Origin of the sequence: Microcystis sp. M165S2 (assembly GCF_020245885.1) — a bacterium.
GTDB lineage: Bacteria > Cyanobacteriota > Cyanobacteriia > Cyanobacteriales > Microcystaceae > Microcystis.
Window position 1 is genome coordinate 1 of sequence record NZ_JADBTZ010000009.1, and the last position, 18030, is coordinate 18030.

The 18030-nt window shown below is 44.8% G+C and carries 18 protein-coding genes, 1 tRNA gene, 1 other RNA gene and 1 pseudogene; 4 read left to right on the forward strand and 17 right to left on the reverse strand.

The window, feature by feature from the left end; genetic code table 11:
* The 8 genes and pseudogenes from IM479_RS22930 to radA form a co-directional block, all read right to left on the reverse strand.
* Window positions 1-103: pseudogene (locus IM479_RS22930) on the reverse strand (Uma2 family endonuclease); the annotation flags it as partial.
* Window positions 104-340: 237 nt separating this feature from the next.
* Window positions 341-1270 (reverse strand): lysylphosphatidylglycerol synthase transmembrane domain-containing protein, encoded by a 930-nt coding sequence (locus tag IM479_RS00350; protein WP_286826510.1) that lies wholly within the window; start codon window positions 1268-1270, stop codon window positions 341-343.
* Complete coding sequence (locus IM479_RS00355; protein ID WP_287684276.1) at window positions 1263-1721, reverse strand: DUF29 domain-containing protein; 459 nt, start codon at window positions 1719-1721, stop codon at window positions 1263-1265. The genes IM479_RS00350 and IM479_RS00355 overlap by 8 nt, the downstream gene beginning before the upstream one ends.
* A gap of 12 nt (window positions 1722-1733) precedes the next feature.
* Window positions 1734-2189 carry a DUF29 domain-containing protein gene (locus IM479_RS00360; protein WP_287076537.1) on the reverse strand — a complete coding sequence of 152 codons (456 nt, stop codon included), beginning with the start codon at window positions 2187-2189 and terminating at the stop codon, window positions 1734-1736.
* A gap of 11 nt (window positions 2190-2200) precedes the next feature.
* Window positions 2201-2656, reverse strand: coding sequence for a DUF29 domain-containing protein (locus IM479_RS00365; protein ID WP_287684277.1), 456 nt, complete (start codon window positions 2654-2656; stop codon window positions 2201-2203).
* Between the two features lie 12 nt (window positions 2657-2668).
* Window positions 2669-3124 (reverse strand): DUF29 domain-containing protein, encoded by a 456-nt coding sequence (locus tag IM479_RS00370; protein WP_287684279.1) that lies wholly within the window; start codon window positions 3122-3124, stop codon window positions 2669-2671.
* Between the two features lie 72 nt (window positions 3125-3196).
* Window positions 3197-3298: a cytochrome b6-f complex subunit PetL gene (gene petL, locus IM479_RS00375; RefSeq protein ID WP_002752397.1), complete on the reverse strand. Its 102-nt coding sequence runs from the start codon at window positions 3296-3298 to the stop codon at window positions 3197-3199.
* Window positions 3299-3343: 45 nt separating this feature from the next.
* The gene (radA, locus tag IM479_RS00380; RefSeq protein ID WP_149986179.1) at window positions 3344-4870 is read right to left on the reverse strand and encodes a DNA repair protein RadA; all 1527 of its coding nucleotides are present in this window, start codon (window positions 4868-4870) and stop codon (window positions 3344-3346) included.
* A 233-nt stretch (window positions 4871-5103) separates the two neighbouring features.
* Here radA and rpaB point away from each other — a divergent pair, with 233 nt between their 5' ends.
* Window positions 5104-5832, forward strand: a complete 729-nt coding sequence (gene rpaB / locus IM479_RS00385; protein WP_002781934.1) for a response regulator transcription factor RpaB — start codon at window positions 5104-5106, stop codon at window positions 5830-5832.
* Between the two features lie 9 nt (window positions 5833-5841).
* Complete coding sequence (locus IM479_RS00390; protein ID WP_286826514.1) at window positions 5842-6483, forward strand: cofactor assembly of complex C subunit B; 642 nt, start codon at window positions 5842-5844, stop codon at window positions 6481-6483.
* A gap of 184 nt (window positions 6484-6667) precedes the next feature.
* Here the strand turns inward: IM479_RS00390 and IM479_RS00395 are convergent, their stop codons facing one another.
* From IM479_RS00395 to IM479_RS00405, 3 genes are all read right to left on the reverse strand, one after another.
* Window positions 6668-6871 carry a hypothetical protein gene (locus IM479_RS00395; protein ID WP_287684280.1) on the reverse strand — a complete coding sequence of 68 codons (204 nt, stop codon included), beginning with the start codon at window positions 6869-6871 and terminating at the stop codon, window positions 6668-6670.
* Window positions 6872-6902: 31 nt separating this feature from the next.
* Entirely contained in the window at window positions 6903-9536 is a 2634-nt protein-coding gene (gene cphA, locus IM479_RS00400; RefSeq protein ID WP_287684281.1) for a cyanophycin synthetase, read from the reverse strand.
* Window positions 9537-9643: 107 nt separating this feature from the next.
* Window positions 9644-10498 carry a cyanophycinase gene (locus IM479_RS00405; RefSeq protein WP_287076548.1) on the reverse strand — a complete coding sequence of 285 codons (855 nt, stop codon included), beginning with the start codon at window positions 10496-10498 and terminating at the stop codon, window positions 9644-9646.
* A gap of 373 nt (window positions 10499-10871) precedes the next feature.
* On the opposite strand from IM479_RS00405, the gene trmD reads away from it, so the two are divergent.
* Window positions 10872-11567, forward strand: a complete 696-nt coding sequence (trmD, locus tag IM479_RS00410; protein ID WP_286826517.1) for a tRNA (guanosine(37)-N1)-methyltransferase TrmD — start codon at window positions 10872-10874, stop codon at window positions 11565-11567.
* A 24-nt stretch (window positions 11568-11591) separates the two neighbouring features.
* Here the strand turns inward: trmD and IM479_RS00415 are convergent, their stop codons facing one another.
* The 3 genes from IM479_RS00415 to IM479_RS00425 form a co-directional block, all read right to left on the reverse strand.
* The gene (locus IM479_RS00415) at window positions 11592-13088 is read right to left on the reverse strand and encodes a serine/threonine-protein kinase (protein ID WP_287684283.1); all 1497 of its coding nucleotides are present in this window, start codon (window positions 13086-13088) and stop codon (window positions 11592-11594) included.
* 121 nt (window positions 13089-13209) lie between these two features.
* A tRNA-Gly gene (locus IM479_RS00420) sits at window positions 13210-13281 on the reverse strand.
* Window positions 13282-13601: 320 nt separating this feature from the next.
* Window positions 13602-14648, reverse strand: coding sequence for a glucokinase (locus tag IM479_RS00425; protein WP_287684285.1), 1047 nt, complete (start codon window positions 14646-14648; stop codon window positions 13602-13604).
* 290 nt (window positions 14649-14938) lie between these two features.
* Here IM479_RS00425 and ccmP point away from each other — a divergent pair, with 290 nt between their 5' ends.
* Window positions 14939-15580 (forward strand): beta-carboxysome protein CcmP, encoded by a 642-nt coding sequence (ccmP, locus tag IM479_RS00430; RefSeq protein WP_002766539.1) that lies wholly within the window; start codon window positions 14939-14941, stop codon window positions 15578-15580.
* A 22-nt stretch (window positions 15581-15602) separates the two neighbouring features.
* Here the strand turns inward: ccmP and IM479_RS00435 are convergent, their stop codons facing one another.
* The 3 genes from IM479_RS00435 to ssrS form a co-directional block, all read right to left on the reverse strand.
* A complete protein-coding gene (locus IM479_RS00435; RefSeq protein ID WP_287684286.1) occupies window positions 15603-15857 on the reverse strand; it encodes a hypothetical protein in 255 nt (84 codons plus the stop codon).
* Window positions 15858-15913: 56 nt separating this feature from the next.
* The gene (locus IM479_RS00440) at window positions 15914-17290 is read right to left on the reverse strand and encodes an NAD(P)/FAD-dependent oxidoreductase (protein WP_287684287.1); all 1377 of its coding nucleotides are present in this window, start codon (window positions 17288-17290) and stop codon (window positions 15914-15916) included.
* A gap of 181 nt (window positions 17291-17471) precedes the next feature.
* A non-coding RNA gene (ssrS, locus tag IM479_RS00445) (6S RNA) lies at window positions 17472-17659 on the reverse strand.
* Window positions 17660-18030 lie beyond the last annotated feature (371 nt).

Here is an 18030-nt window from a genome sequence, read left to right on the forward strand (position 1 = left end):
AAATTAAGTCTGTGGGGGGTGGGGTGGGTTCCCAGAAGTCCTCGAAATCTTCTTCTATCAGTGCCGGAGAGGTGGCAGTTTCGTCGCTTTTGGCAATCGTCATTTTTTCGGCCTCTCTAGGTGGGAGTATCCATGTTTTTGCTGATTATTGATCCTATGTTACATCAGAATTTAGGAGTCAGGAGATAGATGTTAGGAGTTGAGAAAATTATCTTCGGTTAACAATGATCAAAACTTTTCTTCTGGGTGCGTTACATTGGGCTAACACAACCGACTAATACTAAAAAGGAGCAATAGATAATCAGTTTTTAATAACCAGATTTAGTATAATATCCTTAAGCTAACCAAAAAACTTGGCTTTATCTTTAACTAATTTTGTCCCGATTCCGGCGGCAATGACTTCAGAGAGAATGCTAATTAAACGATAGATAGCAACGGTGATAAGTACGTTGGCGGCGGGAAATTTTTCTGCGTCTAAAAGTGCGATTACTGTGGCTTCAAAAACTCCTAATCCTCCCGGCGCACCGGGGACAACTAAACCCAATAACCAAGCAAAACTAAAGGTTCCTAAGAGGGGTAAAATCTGAGCGGGGGTAATCATTTTTAATACCATCCAAGCTAAAATAAAACCTGCACCGCGCCACAATAAAAATCCAGTTTCACCCAGGAGAGGTACAAGAGGATATTTAGTTAGATAAACCGGTTCTTGAGCAATCTTTTTCTTTTGGCTAAGGATTTTCAGAGGATAATTTAAAAATTTGGGATGAATGCCGATTAAAATTAATCCTAAAACTAATATCTGTATCCCTAGACTTGAGCTAGATTTCATCCAACCTAAACCACTACCAATAACTGCTATGGCTAAGGCTGCACACACCAGCAATAAAAGTTCTAATACAACGCTTAAACTAGCGGTTCCCCAATCACTTCCTGCTTTATTAATTGCCACAATGCGAGCATAAAAGTGGCCGATATTACCGGGTAGATATTTTCCTAAATTGGTAATCATATAGATGCCAATTCCTGTGGAGGGTTTAATCGGTTGTTGATAGCTTTTGAGTATCCATGTCCACACCCATCCTGCCCAAATTTGAGCGATAATGGTGGTGACAAGTGCCAAGAAAAGAAATAACCAGCCGTGATTTTCAATTCTAACTGAGGTGACGTTATCCCAGTTATTTTTAAGGTTACTGAGAACAAAAAATAAGGTTCCACCAATAATCAGCCAACGTAGAAACTTTTTCAGCATTTCGTTTTTTCCTTTATTCATTTTCTGGAGGAAACCAATTGAGATCGAGTAGATTTTCTAAACTGTAGGGACATTCCCCAGGAAAACTAACTTGATTATCGGTTTTTTCTCTAACATAATTTAAAGCTTTCTGGTAAATACGAGGTAATTCTTTAGTGAGATAATTGCGGAGATTAGTAGTTAAATAAGTGTCGATCTGGTTTTTGAAATTGACGATTTCTGAACGCCAATGACTACGATTATATGTTCTTTCCTCTGTCCAAAACTGTAATAATAAACAATCTCTAATAATTTGCTGTAAAAAACTAGCAACACGAAACTTTTTCTCGTTTCCCAAGTCTTCTAATTCCTCGATTAAGTTTTCTAAGTCTAAAGCGTCAAATTTCTTCGCTTTTAAGAGTTCTATAGTTTCTTCCAACCAGAGAGAATCATCAATTTCGTAGAGAGTTTTTAAGTCGGGAATAACAGTCATTTTTTATCTCCTTTATTCGTAAGATGGTAGCCAATTAGGATCGAGAAGTTCTTCTAAACTGTAGGGACAAGTATTGGGAAAGTTGACTTGATTGTTGGTCTTTTTTCTCACATAACGGATTGCCTTCTGATAAATATTATCAAATTCCTGTTCTAAATATTTCCGTAAACTTGCCGTTAGGTAGGTATTTAATTGATCTTGAAAATTTACCAGTTCTGACTCCCAATGACTTTGATTATATTCTCTTTCCTTTGTCCAAAATTGCAGTAACAAAGCATGACGAATAATTTGCTGTAAAAAACTAGCAACACGAAACTTTTTTTCGCTGCCCAAGTCTTCTAACTCCTCGATTAAATTCTCTAAATCTAAAGTGTCAAATCTTCTCGCTTTCAAGAGTTCTATAGTTTCTTCTAACCAGAGGGAATCATCAATTTCGTAGAGAGTTTTTAAGTCGGGAATAACAGTCATTATCATCTCCTTTATTCGTAAGGTGGTAGCCAATTAGGATCGAGAAGTTCTTCTAAACTGTAGGGACAAGTATCAGGGAAAGTAACTTTATTCTTTGTCTTTTTCCGCACAAAGAAAACTGCATCTTCATAAATATTAGTTAATTCATTTTGTAAATAATTACGGAGATTGGTGGTTAAGCCTCTTTTTAGCTGAATTTGAAAGTTGACTATTTCTAACTCCCAGTGATCCTGATTATATTCTCTTTCATTTGTCCAAAACTGTAGGAGTAAAAAATGTCTAATAATTTGCTCTAATAAACTGGCAACACGAAACTTTTTTTCGTTTCCCAAATCTTCTAACTCCTCGATTAAATTCTCTAAATCTAAAGCGTCAAATCTTTTAGCCTTGAGCAGTTCTATGGTTTCTTCTAACCAGAGGGAATCATCAATTTCGTAGAGAATTTTTAAGTCGGTAATAACAGTCATTTTTTATCTCCTTTATTCGTAACGTGGTAGCCAATTAGGATCGAGAAGTTCTTCTAAACTGTAGGGACAGGTATCAGGAAAGTTGACTTTATTATCGTTTTTTTGACGAACGTATCGCAGGGACTCAAAGTAAATTTGCTCAAATTCCTGTTCTAGATATTGACGAAGATTTGTAGTTAAATAGCGCTTTAACTGATATTGAAAACTTATTATCTCTGCTTGCCAATGAGCCTGATTATATTCTCTTTCGCTTATCCAAAATTGCAGTAACAAAGCATGACGAATAATTTGCTGTAAAAAACTAGCCACACGAAACTTCTTCTCGTTTCCCAAATCTTCTAACTCCTCGATTAAATTGTCTAAATCTAAAGCGTCAAATTTTTTCGCCTTGAGCAGTTCTATAGTTTCTTCTAACCAGAGAGAATCATCAATTTCGTAGAGAGTTTTTAAGTCGGGAATAACAGTCATTTTTTATTTCCCCTAGAATTGGCAATAGTGACCAGTTAAACCGATCACTACAGCTTTTTTACTGTTTAGATACTAGATAATTTTAGCGGAGCGCAGACCGAAAAAGAGACCGAGGGCAATTCCGGTAAAAACGATCAGATAACCCGCCAAAGCAGCAACAGCTAACACAGACATGGTGAAAATCTCCCAAGTAATTTAATCTTTTTTAGCATTGTACCGTTATTCTTGCCCTTCCCCTTCCTCGTCTTCTATATCTTCCCCAAAGCGCTGCTGGGGGGGGATTGCGGCGACAATTGCCTCGATTACCTTGCCGACTGGAACAATTTCTAAGCCCACATCTTCGGGATAAACTTGACCTCTAGGGACAATCGCCCGTTTAAAGCCCAATTTCGCCGCTTCTTTTAATCTTAGTTCCATTTGCGACACTAGGCGCACTTGTCCACCTAATCCCACTTCCCCGATTAAGACTGTGCGCGGATCCACGACTCGATCGCGAAAACTGGCGACAACAGCGATCGCAACTCCCAGATCCGCCGCCGGTTCTTCCACTCCCAACCCTCCTGCGGAGGCAACATAGGCATCTAATTTCGATAAAGGAATACCGACGCGCTTTTCTAAAACGGCGAGAATTTGCTGTAATCGGTTGTATTCTATGCCCGTGGTCGATCTTCGGGGGGAAGCGTAGCTGGTGGGGCTAACTAATGCCTGTAACTCCACCACAATCGGCCGTGTACCTTCACAGGCTACCACCGTCGCCGTACCGGGGGAAAATTCGTCGCGATTGCCTAAAAACAATTCCGAGGGGTTTTCCACTTCCACCAAACCGTGATCCACCATCTCGAAAATACCGATCTCATGGGTTGCCCCAAAACGGTTTTTCACGGATCTTAAGAGACGATGGGAGGCATAGCGATCGCCTTCAAAATATAACACCGTATCGACCAAATGTTCCAAAACTCGCGGACCGGCGATCGCCCCTTCTTTAGTCACATGACCGACAATTAATAAAGTAATATTCTCCCGTTTTGCCACCTGCATCAAGGCGGAGGTACATTCGCGAACTTGGGCGACAGATCCCGGTGCGGAAGTTAACGCCCCAAAATAAAGAGTTTGAATACTGTCAATTACCGCCACCTGTGGGCGGAGAGATTCTAATTCTCGCAAAATTTCCTCTAAATCGGTTTCTGGCAGAACGTAGAGATGATTATCGAGTTCTGAGGTTGATTCAGAGGCTTTTTTCTCCTTGCCATTGCCATTATTTTCCGACTCCACGGCAACCACTCCCACCCCCAAACGGGCAGCCCGCAGTTTAATCTGTTGTCCCGATTCTTCGGCGGAAACGTAGAGGATGCGCGGTAATCTTTGGGCGAGTTGGTTGGTAACTTGCAGTAAAAGCGTCGATTTGCCGATGCCCGGATCGCCGCCGATTAGTACAAGAGAACCGGGGACGATGCCACCACCGAGGACGCGATCAAATTCCCCGTAACCGGAGGGAAAACGTTCCTGTTCATACTGGGTAATTTCCGAGAAGCGAACCGAGATGCGGGGTTGGGGGTTGCGTTGCCCTTTGCCGTTATTTGGGCGACTATTTTGCCATCCTGGGCGATTTACCGCCGGATTATTGCCACCAGCCACCACTTGTTCTTCTAAAGTCCCGTAGGTGTCACAACTGGGGCATTTTCCCAACCATTGGGGAGATTCCGCCCCACAAGCGCTACAGATATATATTGTTCGCGATTTCGCCATGTTTTTTAAGAAAAGTTGCAGAAAAGCGGTTTGGGGATCAATTCTCTTGTCAAATTTAATTAAGTATGATATAGGGGAAGCAAGACCCTAAAGTTATTGATAATTGCCATAAAAGAAATAAAATAGGAAATTTAGGCTTAATGATAACGGCAAAAGGATATTCTATAAACAGGAACGCTCGTTATTTAACTTTAAAATTCATCACACTATTTAACTAAGGAGTGTTAAGTCAGTTGGAGAACCAGAAGGAAAAAATTCTCGTTGTTGATGATGAAGCCAGCATCCGTCGTATCTTAGAGACTCGTTTGTCGATGATTGGTTATGAAGTCGTCACCGCCGCCGACGGAGAGGAAGCTTTAGAAACCTTCCGAACCGCTGAACCCGATTTAGTGGTTTTGGATGTGATGATGCCGAAATTAGACGGTTACGGTGTCTGTCAGGAACTCCGCAAAGAATCGGATATTCCTATCATTATGTTAACGGCTTTGGGGGATGTGGCCGATCGAATTACCGGGCTAGAATTGGGCGCGGATGACTATGTAGTTAAACCTTTTTCTCCCAAAGAACTCGAAGCGCGGATTCGTTCGGTGTTGCGTCGGGTAGAGAAAAATGGCGCCCCGGGGATTCCCAGTTCTGGTGTGATTCATATCGGTTCAATTAAAATCGATACCAATAAACGCCAAGTTTATAAGGGGGATGAACGCATCCGTCTGACCGGTATGGAATTTAGTTTACTAGAATTATTGGTCAGTCGATCGGGAGAAGCTTTTTCGCGCTCGGAAATCCTTCAGGAAGTTTGGGGTTATACCCCCGAACGTCATGTGGATACGCGGGTGGTAGATGTGCATATTTCCCGTTTACGAGCCAAATTAGAGGATGATCCCAGCAATCCTGAGTTAATTCTCACCGCTAGAGGTACAGGCTATCTTTTTCAACGTATTCTAGAACCAGACGAGGAATAGTTCTCAGCTATGGCACAAGCTGATCCCGATCGTATTTTAAGACTGTTACCCCTGTTCGCCGGCATCGTCGGGGGTACGGTATTAATGTTTAATCGTTTTGCCACTGCCGATTTAACCCCATCGCAAGCGCGTTCCGATGTGATGGGAGTGATTTTGAGTGGGGTTTTAATTTTGGTGGGTTTAATCTGGCAAAGAGTTCAACCCCGCTTACCGGATGCTGTGGAATTAATCGGGCGCGAAGGCCTGGAATTTGCCCCAGATTTGCCAGAACCGGTTAAAATTGAGCTTGCTTGGGCTTCCCATTTACTTTTAACTAACACCGTGACAAAATCTCTGATCGTTTATTATCGGGGAGAAGTTTTATTACGTCGCGGTATCCTAAGGGAGAATTCTGAAGTTAAAGTTAGTAATATTATCAAAAGAGTTTTAGAAACCGGTAAAGCCGTTTATTTAGTTAATTTAAATTTATATCCCGCTAAAATCGAGTTTGACTATTTGCCAGAAAACACCCAAGGCTTAATCTGTCAACCCATCGGTAAGGAAGGGGTGTTAATTTTGGCGGCCAATGCGCCGCGCAGTTATACTAAACAAGATGAAATTTGGATCGAGGGAATTGCTGATAAATTAGCCGACACTTTCAGTCAGTTTTAGACGATTTCAGTAAGATTTAAGAATTTGGTTCAGATGAGAGTAGGCAATTAGCGGTAGTTATCTCAATGGCGAGATAGCGATACTTTGCCAGCGATCGAAGCTTTTAAAAATCGTTAACTGACAGCCAACTGAATATTTTTTGAAATTTTATTTATCTTCAATTTCTATCTCGTCAATTGTATCATCAGTTAAGCCCAACTCTTTCTTTACGATAAAATTCACCAGCAAATATTTTAAACCAGTCAACGTAATCATCAGCGTCCACATTGCCATACTCTTTTTTTCTTACTAAGGCAAAAGGTGGGGAAGTACAAATCAAATCGACACTCTCATAATAGGGATTTCGGCTGATTTTGATTAAACCATCGTACTCAGTAACAGTTGGCACTACTTTATTTTCTAGCTATTTTTCCTAACTGCTAACCCCGATCATCAGTAGGGGGTTGATGTTTCTCGATCAAATCGATCGCCTGGGTGACACTTTCCGGGAAAATTACCACTAAACCCCCCTCAGAAACCGTGCTTAAACCCTTCTCTAAAGCCTCCGTTTCATCGAGAATAACTTCCGGACGCATACTGGCATTTTCTTGGCTAATTCCCCTGAGAATTAAATCGGCCACTTCCCCCCGTCGGCGACCGCGAGTATCGTTATCTTCCTTGACAATAATTCGATCGAACATTCGCGCCGATAATTTCCCTAATAAAATTAAATCATCATCGCGTCGATCGCCAGGTCCCCCAACCACGCCGACTTTTTCCCCGGACCAATTGCCGACAAAACCGCCGACGGCTTCGTATCCGGCGGGATTATGGGCATAATCGATTAAAGCGTGATGGTGTCCCAAGTCAAACAGGTTCATCCTGCCGGGGGTCTGGGCCACGGAAGGTTTAAAAGTTCGGACCCCTTGGCGAATTAACTCGATATCGATACCCTGCACAAAAGTCGCTAAACAGGCGGCCAAGGCGTTAGCAATCATAAAAGGAGCCATTCCCTGCATAGTCACGGGAATATTGACCGCTTCCTCGATTCTCAGCGTCCATTCTCCCTCTAGAATCGACAGATAGCCATTCTCATAAATGGCGGCCATGCCACCGCGACGGATATGGTCGTGAATAATCGGGTTATCGGGACTCATGGAAAAATAAGCGACTCTTCCCTTTACTTTTTCGGCCATACTAACGGTCAAAGGGTCATCGGCATTTAAGACCGCGTAACCCTCGGCGCTAACCACCTCGGCCACAACGCTTTTTACCTTCGCCATCTGTTCGATGGTGTCGATATCCCCGATACCCAAATGGTCGGCGGCCACATTTAACACCACTCCCACATCGCACTGATTAAAGGCTAAACCCGATCGCAGGATACCACCCCGGGCCGTTTCTAACACGGCAATCTCGACTGTGGGCTCCTTCAAAATCATACCGGCGCTGTAGGGACCGGTGTTATCGCCCTTTTCTACCAGATAATCATCGATATATACCCCGTCCGTCGTGGTAAATCCGACTACTTTCCCCGTTTGTCGGCAAATATGAGAAATTAAGCGGCTAGTGGTGGTTTTGCCGTTAGTTCCCGTAATCGCCAGAATCGGCACGCGACTGGGAGTCCCGGGGGGGAATAACATATCGATAACTGGGGCGGCGATATTGCGGGGTAAACCGCGACTAGGGGCGACGTGCATCCGAAAACCGGGGGCAGCGTTGACTTCTACGATTACCCCGTCCACTTCTTTCAGGGGTTTGCGGATATCATCTGTCACCACATCGATACCGGCAATGTCCAAACCGATTAATTTTGCCACTCTTTGGGCGATCCAGACGTTTTCGGGGTGAATTTCGTCGGTACGATCCACGGCGATGCCGCCGGTGCTTAAATTAGCGGTGGCCCGCAGATAGGCGATCGCACCTTGGGGTAAAATGCTGGTTAATTCATAGCCCTGTTTTCCTAGCACATTAAGGGCGGTTTTGTCAATGGTTATTTTAGTTAAAACGTTGGCGTGACCGTCACCCCGGTTGGGATCCCGATTAGTAATTTCGATTAATTCTTCTATAGTTGAGCGCCCATCACCGACGACGTGAGCGGGGATCCGTTCGGCCACGGCGGCAACTTTGCCATTTATGACTAAAATTCGGTGATCACTGCCTTTATAGTACCTTTCTACGATCACGTTGCGGGTTTTCGAGGCGGCACTGGCTAGATCATAGGCTTCTTCTGCTTCCTGTTGATTTTTAACATCGATGCTGATGCCGCGGCCGTGGTTGCCATCGAGGGGTTTAATCACGATGGGAAATCCTCCCACTTCCTCGATTGCCGCTGGCAATTCATCCAAGTATTGAATCACCGTACCCCGGGGGACTGGAATCCCTCCATCCTTGAGGATAGTTTTCGTGCCTTCCTTGTCACAGGCCAACTCAACGGCTAAAATCCCCGAAAAACTGCTTAAAGTGGCTTGAATGCGCTTTTGGTGAACGCCATAGCCCAATTGCACCATGGAACGAGCGCTCAGGAGTAACCAGGGGATATTTCTAGCTTGTGCTTCTTTGACGATGGTTTCGGTACTCGGACCAAGGGCGGCATTATTGCATAAATCGCGTAAATCGGCTAAATCCTGGGCCAATTCTTCCTTAGAATAGGTTCCCGTATCGACAAGGGATTGACACAAACGCACGGCGGCCCGACCTGCATAACGTCCCGCTTGCTCGTCAACGTACTCAAATACCACGTTATAGACTCCGGGGGTGGAGGTGCCTCTAGTGCGACCAAACCCGACGGGAGTTCCTGCCAGTTCCTGCAATTCTAGGGCGATATGTTCGATAATATGGCCCATATAAGTACCAGTGCGGACTCGTTCAAAGAAACCGCCGCGATAACCGGGGGAGCAGTAATGTTCGACTAAACTGGGGAGAACGTCGATTAATCCCTCGTAAAAGCCTGGGATTTCATTCGATGGCTTCTCTGCGAGCTCTTCGAGATCTAGACGCATAACAATGAGCTTGTCGCGACGAATACTCCAGTAGTTGGGACCGCGCAGGGTTTGGGTTCTGATAATTTTCATGGTATAGCTGATGTTCGCTGTTGAGAAGCACAAAGAAGCCGTTGTTTATTGTCTGGTTTTCCGAGATTACTAGACTGTTCACTATGAACAGTTTTTCGGGAGTTTTTTTACCCTAATTTAGCGATCACTTGCTGTTTTTTGAGATGATAGCCATCACCGTAGGCAAGAATATGTACCCGCAGATTATGCAGACTCAGGGGTTCGTTAGCGGTGACATGATGGTGGTTGGTGTGGGACATTTCCCTAGCATCAATTACCGTCACTGTACCGCAGCCGATTACCGTCATCGTGCCATCCCGCTCAAACATAGCGCAGGTATCCTCATCGATGCCAATTCCTAAACGTTCGGGATAACCGGAGATAGCGCTCATTAACCGAGCCATGCGGTTGCGATTGTGGAAGTGTTGATCGACAATGACTTCAGGAATGAGACCTAATCCCATGGCCATATCTACTAGGGCCCGATTGGGTGCTTCCCCGCTGCTGCCCCCAGCAATCATGTGATGACCCATAACGGCGGCCCCGGCGCTAGTTCCGGCCAGAGTCAGTTCTCCCTGTTGCACTCTTTGTCTGATCCTTTCCATCAGGGGGGTATCGGAGAGCAAACCGCATAAACGCAGCTGGTCGCCTCCGGTCATAAATACACCTGTACATTCTTCGATGTAAGCTTGAAATTGGGGGTCTTCTCCCTGTACACGATCGCGAATATCAATAACTTTGACGTATTTTGCTCCCATTTCCTCGAAAATCTTCTGATAGCGATCGCCAATTAAAACCGGTTCTCTGGAAGCGGAGGGAACAATAGCGATCACCGCTTCGCTACCCCCGGCGCGATTCCAAAAGGTGTGCAGTATCTCTTTACCGTGGACTTTATCCTCGGCACCACCAATGACTAAAATCGCCGTTTTGAGAGATATGGGGGTAGGATTTTCGTGGTGTTGGGTTTCTAGCTCGATGATCATGTCACTGAACGAATAGACATTTTTAGGGATGGAAGGTTTTTCGGGAAGATGGACAAGTATCTTGATGTTATTTTCCCTGAACGGTTGACGGAAAAAAATGCGGTTTAGGAATATTTTTCGGGACATCAAGCAATAGTAGAGGCGATTTTAGCAATTTTCTTCGAGCCACTGGCAATGACGGACTGTTAGTTAACTTTAAGTCTAGGCTAGACTTCGATCACTCAAGCTAGAGCCAGAAAAACCCCTAGACAGTACAGCATAGTCTATCATGTTATCGAGATAGACTAGCGCCAAATTAGCAAGATTTTAACCGATCGAACCGTGACAAAATGATACATTAAACACTATCCCAGTCTAGGCCTTAATTTTTCCCGTGCAGTTTGACATCATTACTCTCTTTCCCGATTTTTTTACCTCACCGCTGCAGTCGGGGTTATTGGCAAAAGCTCTCGAACGCGACATCGCTAGGGTAAATTTGCTCAATCTCCGGGATTTTGCCCACGATAAACACCGTCGTGTCGATGATGAACCCTACGGTGGTGGTGTGGGAATGTTATTAAAACCAGAGCCAATTTTTGAGGCGATCGAGTCTTTAGAAATTTTACCACCCCGGGAGATTGTGCTGATGACTCCCCAGGGGGAACCTCTCAATCAAGCTTTACTGAAAACTTGGGCCGGTAGTTATCAGCAGTTAATTCTCATCTGCGGGCATTATGAAGGGGTAGATGAGCGGGTTTGTGAGCATTTGGTGACTAGAGAGGTATCTTTAGGGGATTTTGTCCTAACTTGTGGGGAAATCCCTGCTTTAGCGATTATTAACGGGGTGACGCGGTTGTTACCTGGGACGGTAGGTAAGGCAGAATCGTTGAAATTGGAGAGTTTTGAGGCAGGTTTATTGGATTATCCCCAATATACTCGGCCGCCGGTCTTTCGCGGTTGGCAAGTGCCGCCGGTTTTGCGATCGGGTAATCATCAGTATATCGCCGATTGGCGCTATCAACAACAACTCGATCGCACTAAGGAACGTCGTCCGGATATCTGGCAAAAATGGCTAGAGGAACAGGATTAATCCCCCAAAATGCTGGCTCGCTGCCTACAATTTCAGGTGATTAAGGGCTAAATTCCGTTGTTGGAGAGCGAATTGATGGCTAGGCTCTAGTTGTAGGGTTTGGTTAAAAGAAACCACTGCTTCCGAGAAACATTTTAACTTGTAGAGACAACAACCCCGTTGATACCATGCCTCAGCCTTTTGGGATTGTAACTGTAAAGCCTTATTATAAGCGGCGACCGCTTCACTGAGTCGTTCTAATTCCCGTAAAGCTTCGCCTTTGCTAAACCAAACATTAGCATCGGATTTAATGGCCAGGGCCTGATTATAAGCCGCTATACCTTCCGCATAATGTTGCATCCGACATAAAATCATGCCCTTGTAATGCCATGCTTCCAGATAATCTGGCTGCAGTTGAATTGCCTTATCCCAAGATGCGATTGCGGCGCTGATTTGTCGTAAATTAGCTAAAGCGATGCCGCGATAAAACCAAGCCCGAGCATTATTATTCTCTAATTGAATTACCTGATTAAAAGACCCTAAAGCTTCGGGAAAACGCCCCAATCGTTGCAAGGCCAGACCGCGGTTATACCAAGCATTGACAAAATTGGGCTTTTTCCGCAGGGACTGCTGATACAATTGAACTGCTTCCAGATGCTCCCCCAAATCGAGGTGTGCGTTACCGCGATAAAACAGCTCCTCTGGTGAAATTTCCCTGATTAAAGCTTGTTGGTGACGCAATTGCAGTAACTGTTTTATGGCATCTAAAACTTCTGCTGCCGAGGGAAAGCGTTGGCGCCAGTCATAACGGGTCATTTTATCGATAATAACTGCTAGATCATCTCTAACATCGGCCTGATTGCGCCAAGCGATTTCTCCGGTTTCGGCATCTTCGGGAAATTGCGTCGGGTTGAGACCAGTTAAGGCTTGAATAGCGATGATTCCCACGGCATAGACATCGCTAGACAATCGCGGTTTATTTTGCGCCTGTTCACTAGGCATATAGCCAGGGGTGCCAATCCCAATGGACACACTGGTCTGTTTTGCTTTTAGCCATTGAGTCCCCACTTGTTTGACTCCGCCAAAGTCGATTAAAACCAACTTGCCCTCGTGGCGACGGATAATATTATTGGGTTTTATATCTCGGTGAATGATATTATTTTGGTGGACAAAAGCCAGAACTTCCAAGATATCTTTTAATAACTGAATTACCTGACTCTCTTCTAAACGCTTACCCTTAGAGATTTCCTGACTAAGATCGTGACCATCGATAAGTTCTTGAACGATATAAAAAGACTTATTTTCCTGAAAACTGGCGAAAAATTGCGGTATTTGAGGATGATGGCCGAGTTTTTCTAAAGCTCTGGCCTCACTCTCAAATAATCCTATAGTAACTTCGTTAACCACTTGGGGCATTAACTGTTTGACCACACATTGAGGACGGCCGCGGCGATAGTTATCTTGGGCTAAAAAAGTTTGACCAAAAGCCCCTTGACTTAGGGGTTTAATAACCTGGTAACGTCCCCCGATAATTAGTTTCATGGTAGCGATAGGATTATCTTTACCCTAGAGCAGCTTGACGGGACGGTTAACAACCAAAGGGGTTAACTTGCTCATGCCCATCTTGCCAGTTAATTCATATATTACATCAATTGTCGTCAGAAGCGGGTAACGCGACTCGAACGCGCGACATTCACCTTGGGAAGGTGACGTTCTACCACTGAACTATACCCGCAAAAGTCTTCCTAATCATAGCATTGACCCCCCAGCCAGAGCAACTGCTCTAGGCTATTTTCCATCACCGCACCAGTGCAGTTTGTCAGCAAAACTGGCCCGGTCGCAATTTAACATTTTTTCCTAACAGGACAGTAGGGCTTTTTCTAGCTGTTGTTCGGCATTTTTTCGGCTTTCTAGCGGCTTTTGTTGATAAACCCCAAAAATAACATCTAAGCCCCCCCAAGCACGGCCAAGGGCAGGAAAACCGTGATGGAGAACATTTTTTTGATCGCCTACCTCGATCGCTGCTGCCGTTGGTAAAATCCAGTCAACCCTCGCTCAAAGCTGACTAGCGCAGGAAACTGCCCCCATTAGTCCCACTTCGGTATTAAGAACGATATAAACGGGAATATTGCTTAATAGCTCCCTCATCCGACCTTTAGCCCGAAAAGCCTTCATAAAGCTACCCTCGGTCATTAGGGGAAGATTTTTGGCCGCAATCCCTCCCGCGATGTATAATCCTCCGTAGGGAAGCAACTTGAGGGCTAAATTGCCCGCTTCCGCACCGTAGGCCTCGACAAAGATTTTCATGGTTTGATAACAGAGATAATCCGAGTCATCTTGGGCAAAACTAGCAATTTTAGCCGCTAAATCGACGGTTTTTTGCGGTTTACCCATTTCTTCTAACCAAGTGCGGTAAATTTCCGCCATGGCCGGTGATGACTGACTATAGTTACTATCGTGGAGAAATCGATAGATAGAAGTGATTCCTTGCCCAGAAACCACTCGCTCCACCGAAATGCGCTCGATATTATAGAGCTCCAAGAGATAATTTAATAGTTGATATTCTAAACTCGATCGAGGGGCAAAATCGGCGTGGGAACCCTCACTACCAAACACCCGATATTTACCTTTCGAGACAGGAATCAAAAAACCCTCTCCTAACCCAGTTCCTGCACCAATAACCGCAATCGGGGCCTCTGGTACTGCCGGGGCCGACTGTAGATTGTGCAGCTCCTCTGGGGCTAATCCTAACACCCCATAACCGATCGCCGCAAAATCATTAATTAATTTTACTCGCTCAATCTGCAGCTCGTGGCTTAGGCGATCGCCAGTTAGGAACCAACTTAAATTAGTCAATTCGGAACTATTGTTAACCACTGGACCGGCAATACCGAAACAGGCTTTTTCCACCGAGGGAATAGTGACTTGTCGGGCTAAAAACTGCTGGACGATCGGCACCAGATCGGGGTATTGTTTACTAGGATAAATTTCTTGATCGAGAGTAGTTAGCCGGGGTTGGGGACTATCGGCTGAGTTTTGGCAATCCACTAAACGCAGGATTGTTTTAGTTCCCCCGATATCTCCCCCTAAAAGAATCGTCATACTGGTTTTTCCCTCAGTTTGTCCCCATAATTATAGTTTTTTTACCGCTTCTCCCCAGGTAAATTTAAAGGCCACTAATTCTATACTATAGTTAAACATGGTAATGCCTAAGCCCTAATTAAGGATTGATTAATCGTCGCTCCGGGGTTGGAATGGGGATTTGCCAGAGGACAGAAACGGGACTTAAAGACATTTTAGGTCTAAATGTAGCCTCAAGGCGATCGATAGGGCGGCAGAAGCTATCACTGTCCCCATAACTTTTAAGATAGACCAGAGAGGGAGAAATTAGCGTGGGTGTAGAACTTCGCAGTTACGTTTATCTTGACAATTTACAGCTTCAACACGCCGCTTACATCGGTACAGTCGCCCAAGGATTTTTACCCTTACCCGGGGATGCTTCCCTCTGGATTGAAATTTCCCCCGGCATCGAGATTAATCGCATCACCGATATTGCCCTCAAATCCGCCGTGGTTCGTCCGGGGGTTCTATTCGTAGAACGACTCTATGGACTCTTAGAACTCCATTCTAGCAGTCAGGGAGAGGTAAGGGCGGCCGGTCAGGCAATTTTGCAGTATTTAGGCGTTAGTCAGCGCGATTGTCTGAAACCGCAAATTGTCTCCAGCCAAATTATTCGCAACATTGACGCTTACCAAGCCCAATTAATTAACCGTAGTTCTCGGGGTATGATGTTAATGGCGGGACAGACTTTATATGTTCTAGAAGTGCAGCCAGCCGCCTACGCTTCCCTGGCCGCTAATCAGGCCGAAAAAGCCGCTTTAATTAATATCCTACACGTTACTTCCGTGGGCAGTTTTGGCCGCTTATATTTAGGGGGAGAAGAACGAGATATTATCGCTGGTTCTAGGGCGGCAGTTTCAGCTTTAGAAAATATTCAAGGTCGAGCTTTTCCCGGTAGCGACAAAAAAGAATAAGACAAGACAACAGGATTTCGCCCTATTGAGGAGATTCAAAAATTAGTTCGCTATTATTCAGTTTTTCAACGACTAAGTTGCGATAGAGTGTCACCTGACGAAGGATTTGGTCGGGATTGTTTTTCTTGTTAGAAAACATGAGCATTTTAATCGATTCAAATTCTATTCTTGTGATCACACCATCTTTGATCGCTCGTTCAATTGTAACTCGTAAATATTCTAATTCTTGGCTTTCCTCTGGGGTAATTTTTAGACTGTTAGGACGTTCTATTTTCATTATTGATCGATTGTTCTTACCGGCTAACTGATAACTGGATAATCACGGCTATTTTTTCACACTTTCACAATCGGTGGAGAGAGAGTTTCCGTCTGGTTAGAAACGGCTAGATTATTATTTTGGCCGTTATTTTGCGGCAATTGTCCCGAGGCTAAATTTTGCCCCTCTCCCGTAATCAAACGAGCGCCACGACCGCGGGTAAAATAATTCCAACCCCATTGCACCATCACCACTAATTTATTATCAAATTCGATCAGATAGTAAATATGAGCCCAAACCCAGACTAACCAAGCGATGAACCCGGAAAACTTGACAAATCCCAAATCAACCACGGCCGCATTTTGGCCGATAACTGCCAGACTACCTCGATCGATATAATGAAAAGGTGGAATAGTTTGCCCTTTTAGGCGAGAAATTAATAAATTCGCTAGATATTCGCCCTCCTGCATGGCCACGGGGGCAATTCCGGGTAAAGGTTTATCTCCCTGATGGGCAAAATTAGCCAGATCCCCGATCACAAAAATATTGGCATAACCGGCGATACTTAAATCCGGTTCGACGATTACCCGGCCGACGCGATCAAGATTTACCCCGGTTCTTTCGGCCAAAATTCGCCCCATTCTCGATGCTTTTACCCCTGCTGCCCATAAAATTGTCTCGGCGGCGATTTCTGTCGTCTTTTCTCCCTGACGGACGCTGACACAACCTTCAACAATATTGGTAACGATGCTGTTAGTTTGCACTGTCACCCCTAATTTTGTGAGAGAAGCGGCAGCTTTAGCGGATAAATCGGGGGCATAGGGAGGTAATACTCGATCCATCCCTTCTAAGAGCAAAATTTTCGCTTCTGTGGGGTTAATCTGGTGAAAATCCGACCTAAGCGCACCGTGGGCAATTTCGGCGATCGCACCAGCTAATTCTACCCCCGTCGGTCCGCCACCGACAATAACAAAAGTTAATAAAGCTTGCCGCTTTTCGGTATCGATTTCTTTCTCGGCCTTCTCGAAAGCGAGATAGATGCGACGACGCATTTCTACTGCGTCTTCAATGGTTTTTAACCCGGGAGCGTAGGGTTGCCATTGATCATTGCCAAAATAGTGATGACTGACTCCCGTGGCAATAACTAACTGATCGTAGGCGATCGGCGGGTGATCTTTCAAGATCACTTCTCCCTTAACTGGATCGATATCGATGGCGTGATCGAGGAGAATATCTGTATTCTCATGGCCCCGTAGGATTAAGCGCAAAGGTGAGGAGATATCGGCCGGAGAGAGCGCCCCAGTAGCGACTTGATAGAGGAGGGGCTGAAAAAGATGGAAATTTCGCTTATCGATGAGGTTAACATGAACGGGGGCGTTTTTTAGGGCTTTGGCCGTGTATAAACCCGCAAATCCGCCGCCGATGATAACAACTCTTGGCTGTTTTTCAGTCATTGCTTAACAATAATTCATAAATTTCTCCCTAGTGTAGTCCGGATTGTCACAATTTAGCGGTGACAAGCGTTACCGAAAACAGCAGTCTTTAACCTAGAAAAAATATAAATCAGAGCTTTTTTGGCCCGCGAGGAGGGCAAAACCAACGAAGTACAGGGACTCTGATCTGCTCAAAAAACTTGAAAAGACCGCTACGCCGTTTTACCTAAGTTTATGACCTGGGTTAACCAGGTGGGAACTTATATTCCGCGTTTCTGTTTCCGAGTACAAGCTCGGTTTACTACCACACGAATTGGTTATTCGCTCCCTTATCACAATCAAGCATAGATCAAAAAACTTGAAAGGCAGTCACCAACGTAGAAGCCCGATTTGTTCCCATCATAGCATTTTTTTTTCTCAGAGGCAAGAGGGGCGATTCAGTGATCAGTGATCAGTTATCAGTGATCAGATTTGAGTTTTCAGTTTACTGTTTACCGATCACAGCCAAAAAGCCTGCCAACAACCAGCAATTCCCAATGCAAACGGTAGCACAGAATACAGAACCCGTCTTACTCTTGCCTTTCAAAATGGAGTAAAGGGTTTGAACAGTGGGTTTCGCAGGAATGGAAGTCAAACAACTGGGTTTTCTGGGGATGCTGAGCTATTTCCAGGTAGTTATCGCTGGGATAACTGACCCTCGAAGTGCCGGCAATGCTACCCGCTACAGTCTGAAAGACGCAATATTAGGGGCATTCGCCGCC

Coding starts and splice junctions, on each gene's coding strand:
- cphA (WP_287684281.1), bottom strand. CDS start 9,536: ATGAAAATTATCAGAACCCAAACCCTGCGCGGTCCCAACTACTGGAGT.
- radA (WP_149986179.1), bottom strand. CDS start 4,870: ATGGCGAAATCGCGAACAATATATATCTGTAGCGCTTGTGGGGCGGAA.
- IM479_RS00435 (WP_287684286.1), bottom strand. CDS start 15,857: ATGAAAATAGAACGTCCTAACAGTCTAAAAATTACCCCAGAGGAAAGC.
- IM479_RS00365 (WP_287684277.1), bottom strand. CDS start 2,656: ATGACTGTTATTACCGACTTAAAAATTCTCTACGAAATTGATGATTCC.
- IM479_RS00370 (WP_287684279.1), bottom strand. CDS start 3,124: ATGACTGTTATTCCCGACTTAAAAACTCTCTACGAAATTGATGATTCT.
- IM479_RS00415 (WP_287684283.1), bottom strand. CDS start 13,088: ATGAAACTAATTATCGGGGGACGTTACCAGGTTATTAAACCCCTAAGT.
- IM479_RS00425 (WP_287684285.1), bottom strand. CDS start 14,648: ATGACGATTCTTTTAGGGGGAGATATCGGGGGAACTAAAACAATCCTG.
- petL (WP_002752397.1), bottom strand. CDS start 3,298: ATGTCTGTGTTAGCTGTTGCTGCTTTGGCGGGTTATCTGATCGTTTTT.
- IM479_RS00390 (WP_286826514.1), top strand. CDS start 5,842: ATGGCACAAGCTGATCCCGATCGTATTTTAAGACTGTTACCCCTGTTC.
- IM479_RS00360 (WP_287076537.1), bottom strand. CDS start 2,189: ATGACTGTTATTCCCGACTTAAAAACTCTCTACGAAATTGATGATTCC.
- IM479_RS00405 (WP_287076548.1), bottom strand. CDS start 10,498: ATGATCATCGAGCTAGAAACCCAACACCACGAAAATCCTACCCCCATA.
- IM479_RS00355 (WP_287684276.1), bottom strand. CDS start 1,721: ATGACTGTTATTCCCGACTTAAAAACTCTCTACGAAATTGATGATTCT.
- IM479_RS00440 (WP_287684287.1), bottom strand. CDS start 17,290: ATGACTGAAAAACAGCCAAGAGTTGTTATCATCGGCGGCGGATTTGCG.
- IM479_RS00350 (WP_286826510.1), bottom strand. CDS start 1,270: ATGAATAAAGGAAAAAACGAAATGCTGAAAAAGTTTCTACGTTGGCTG.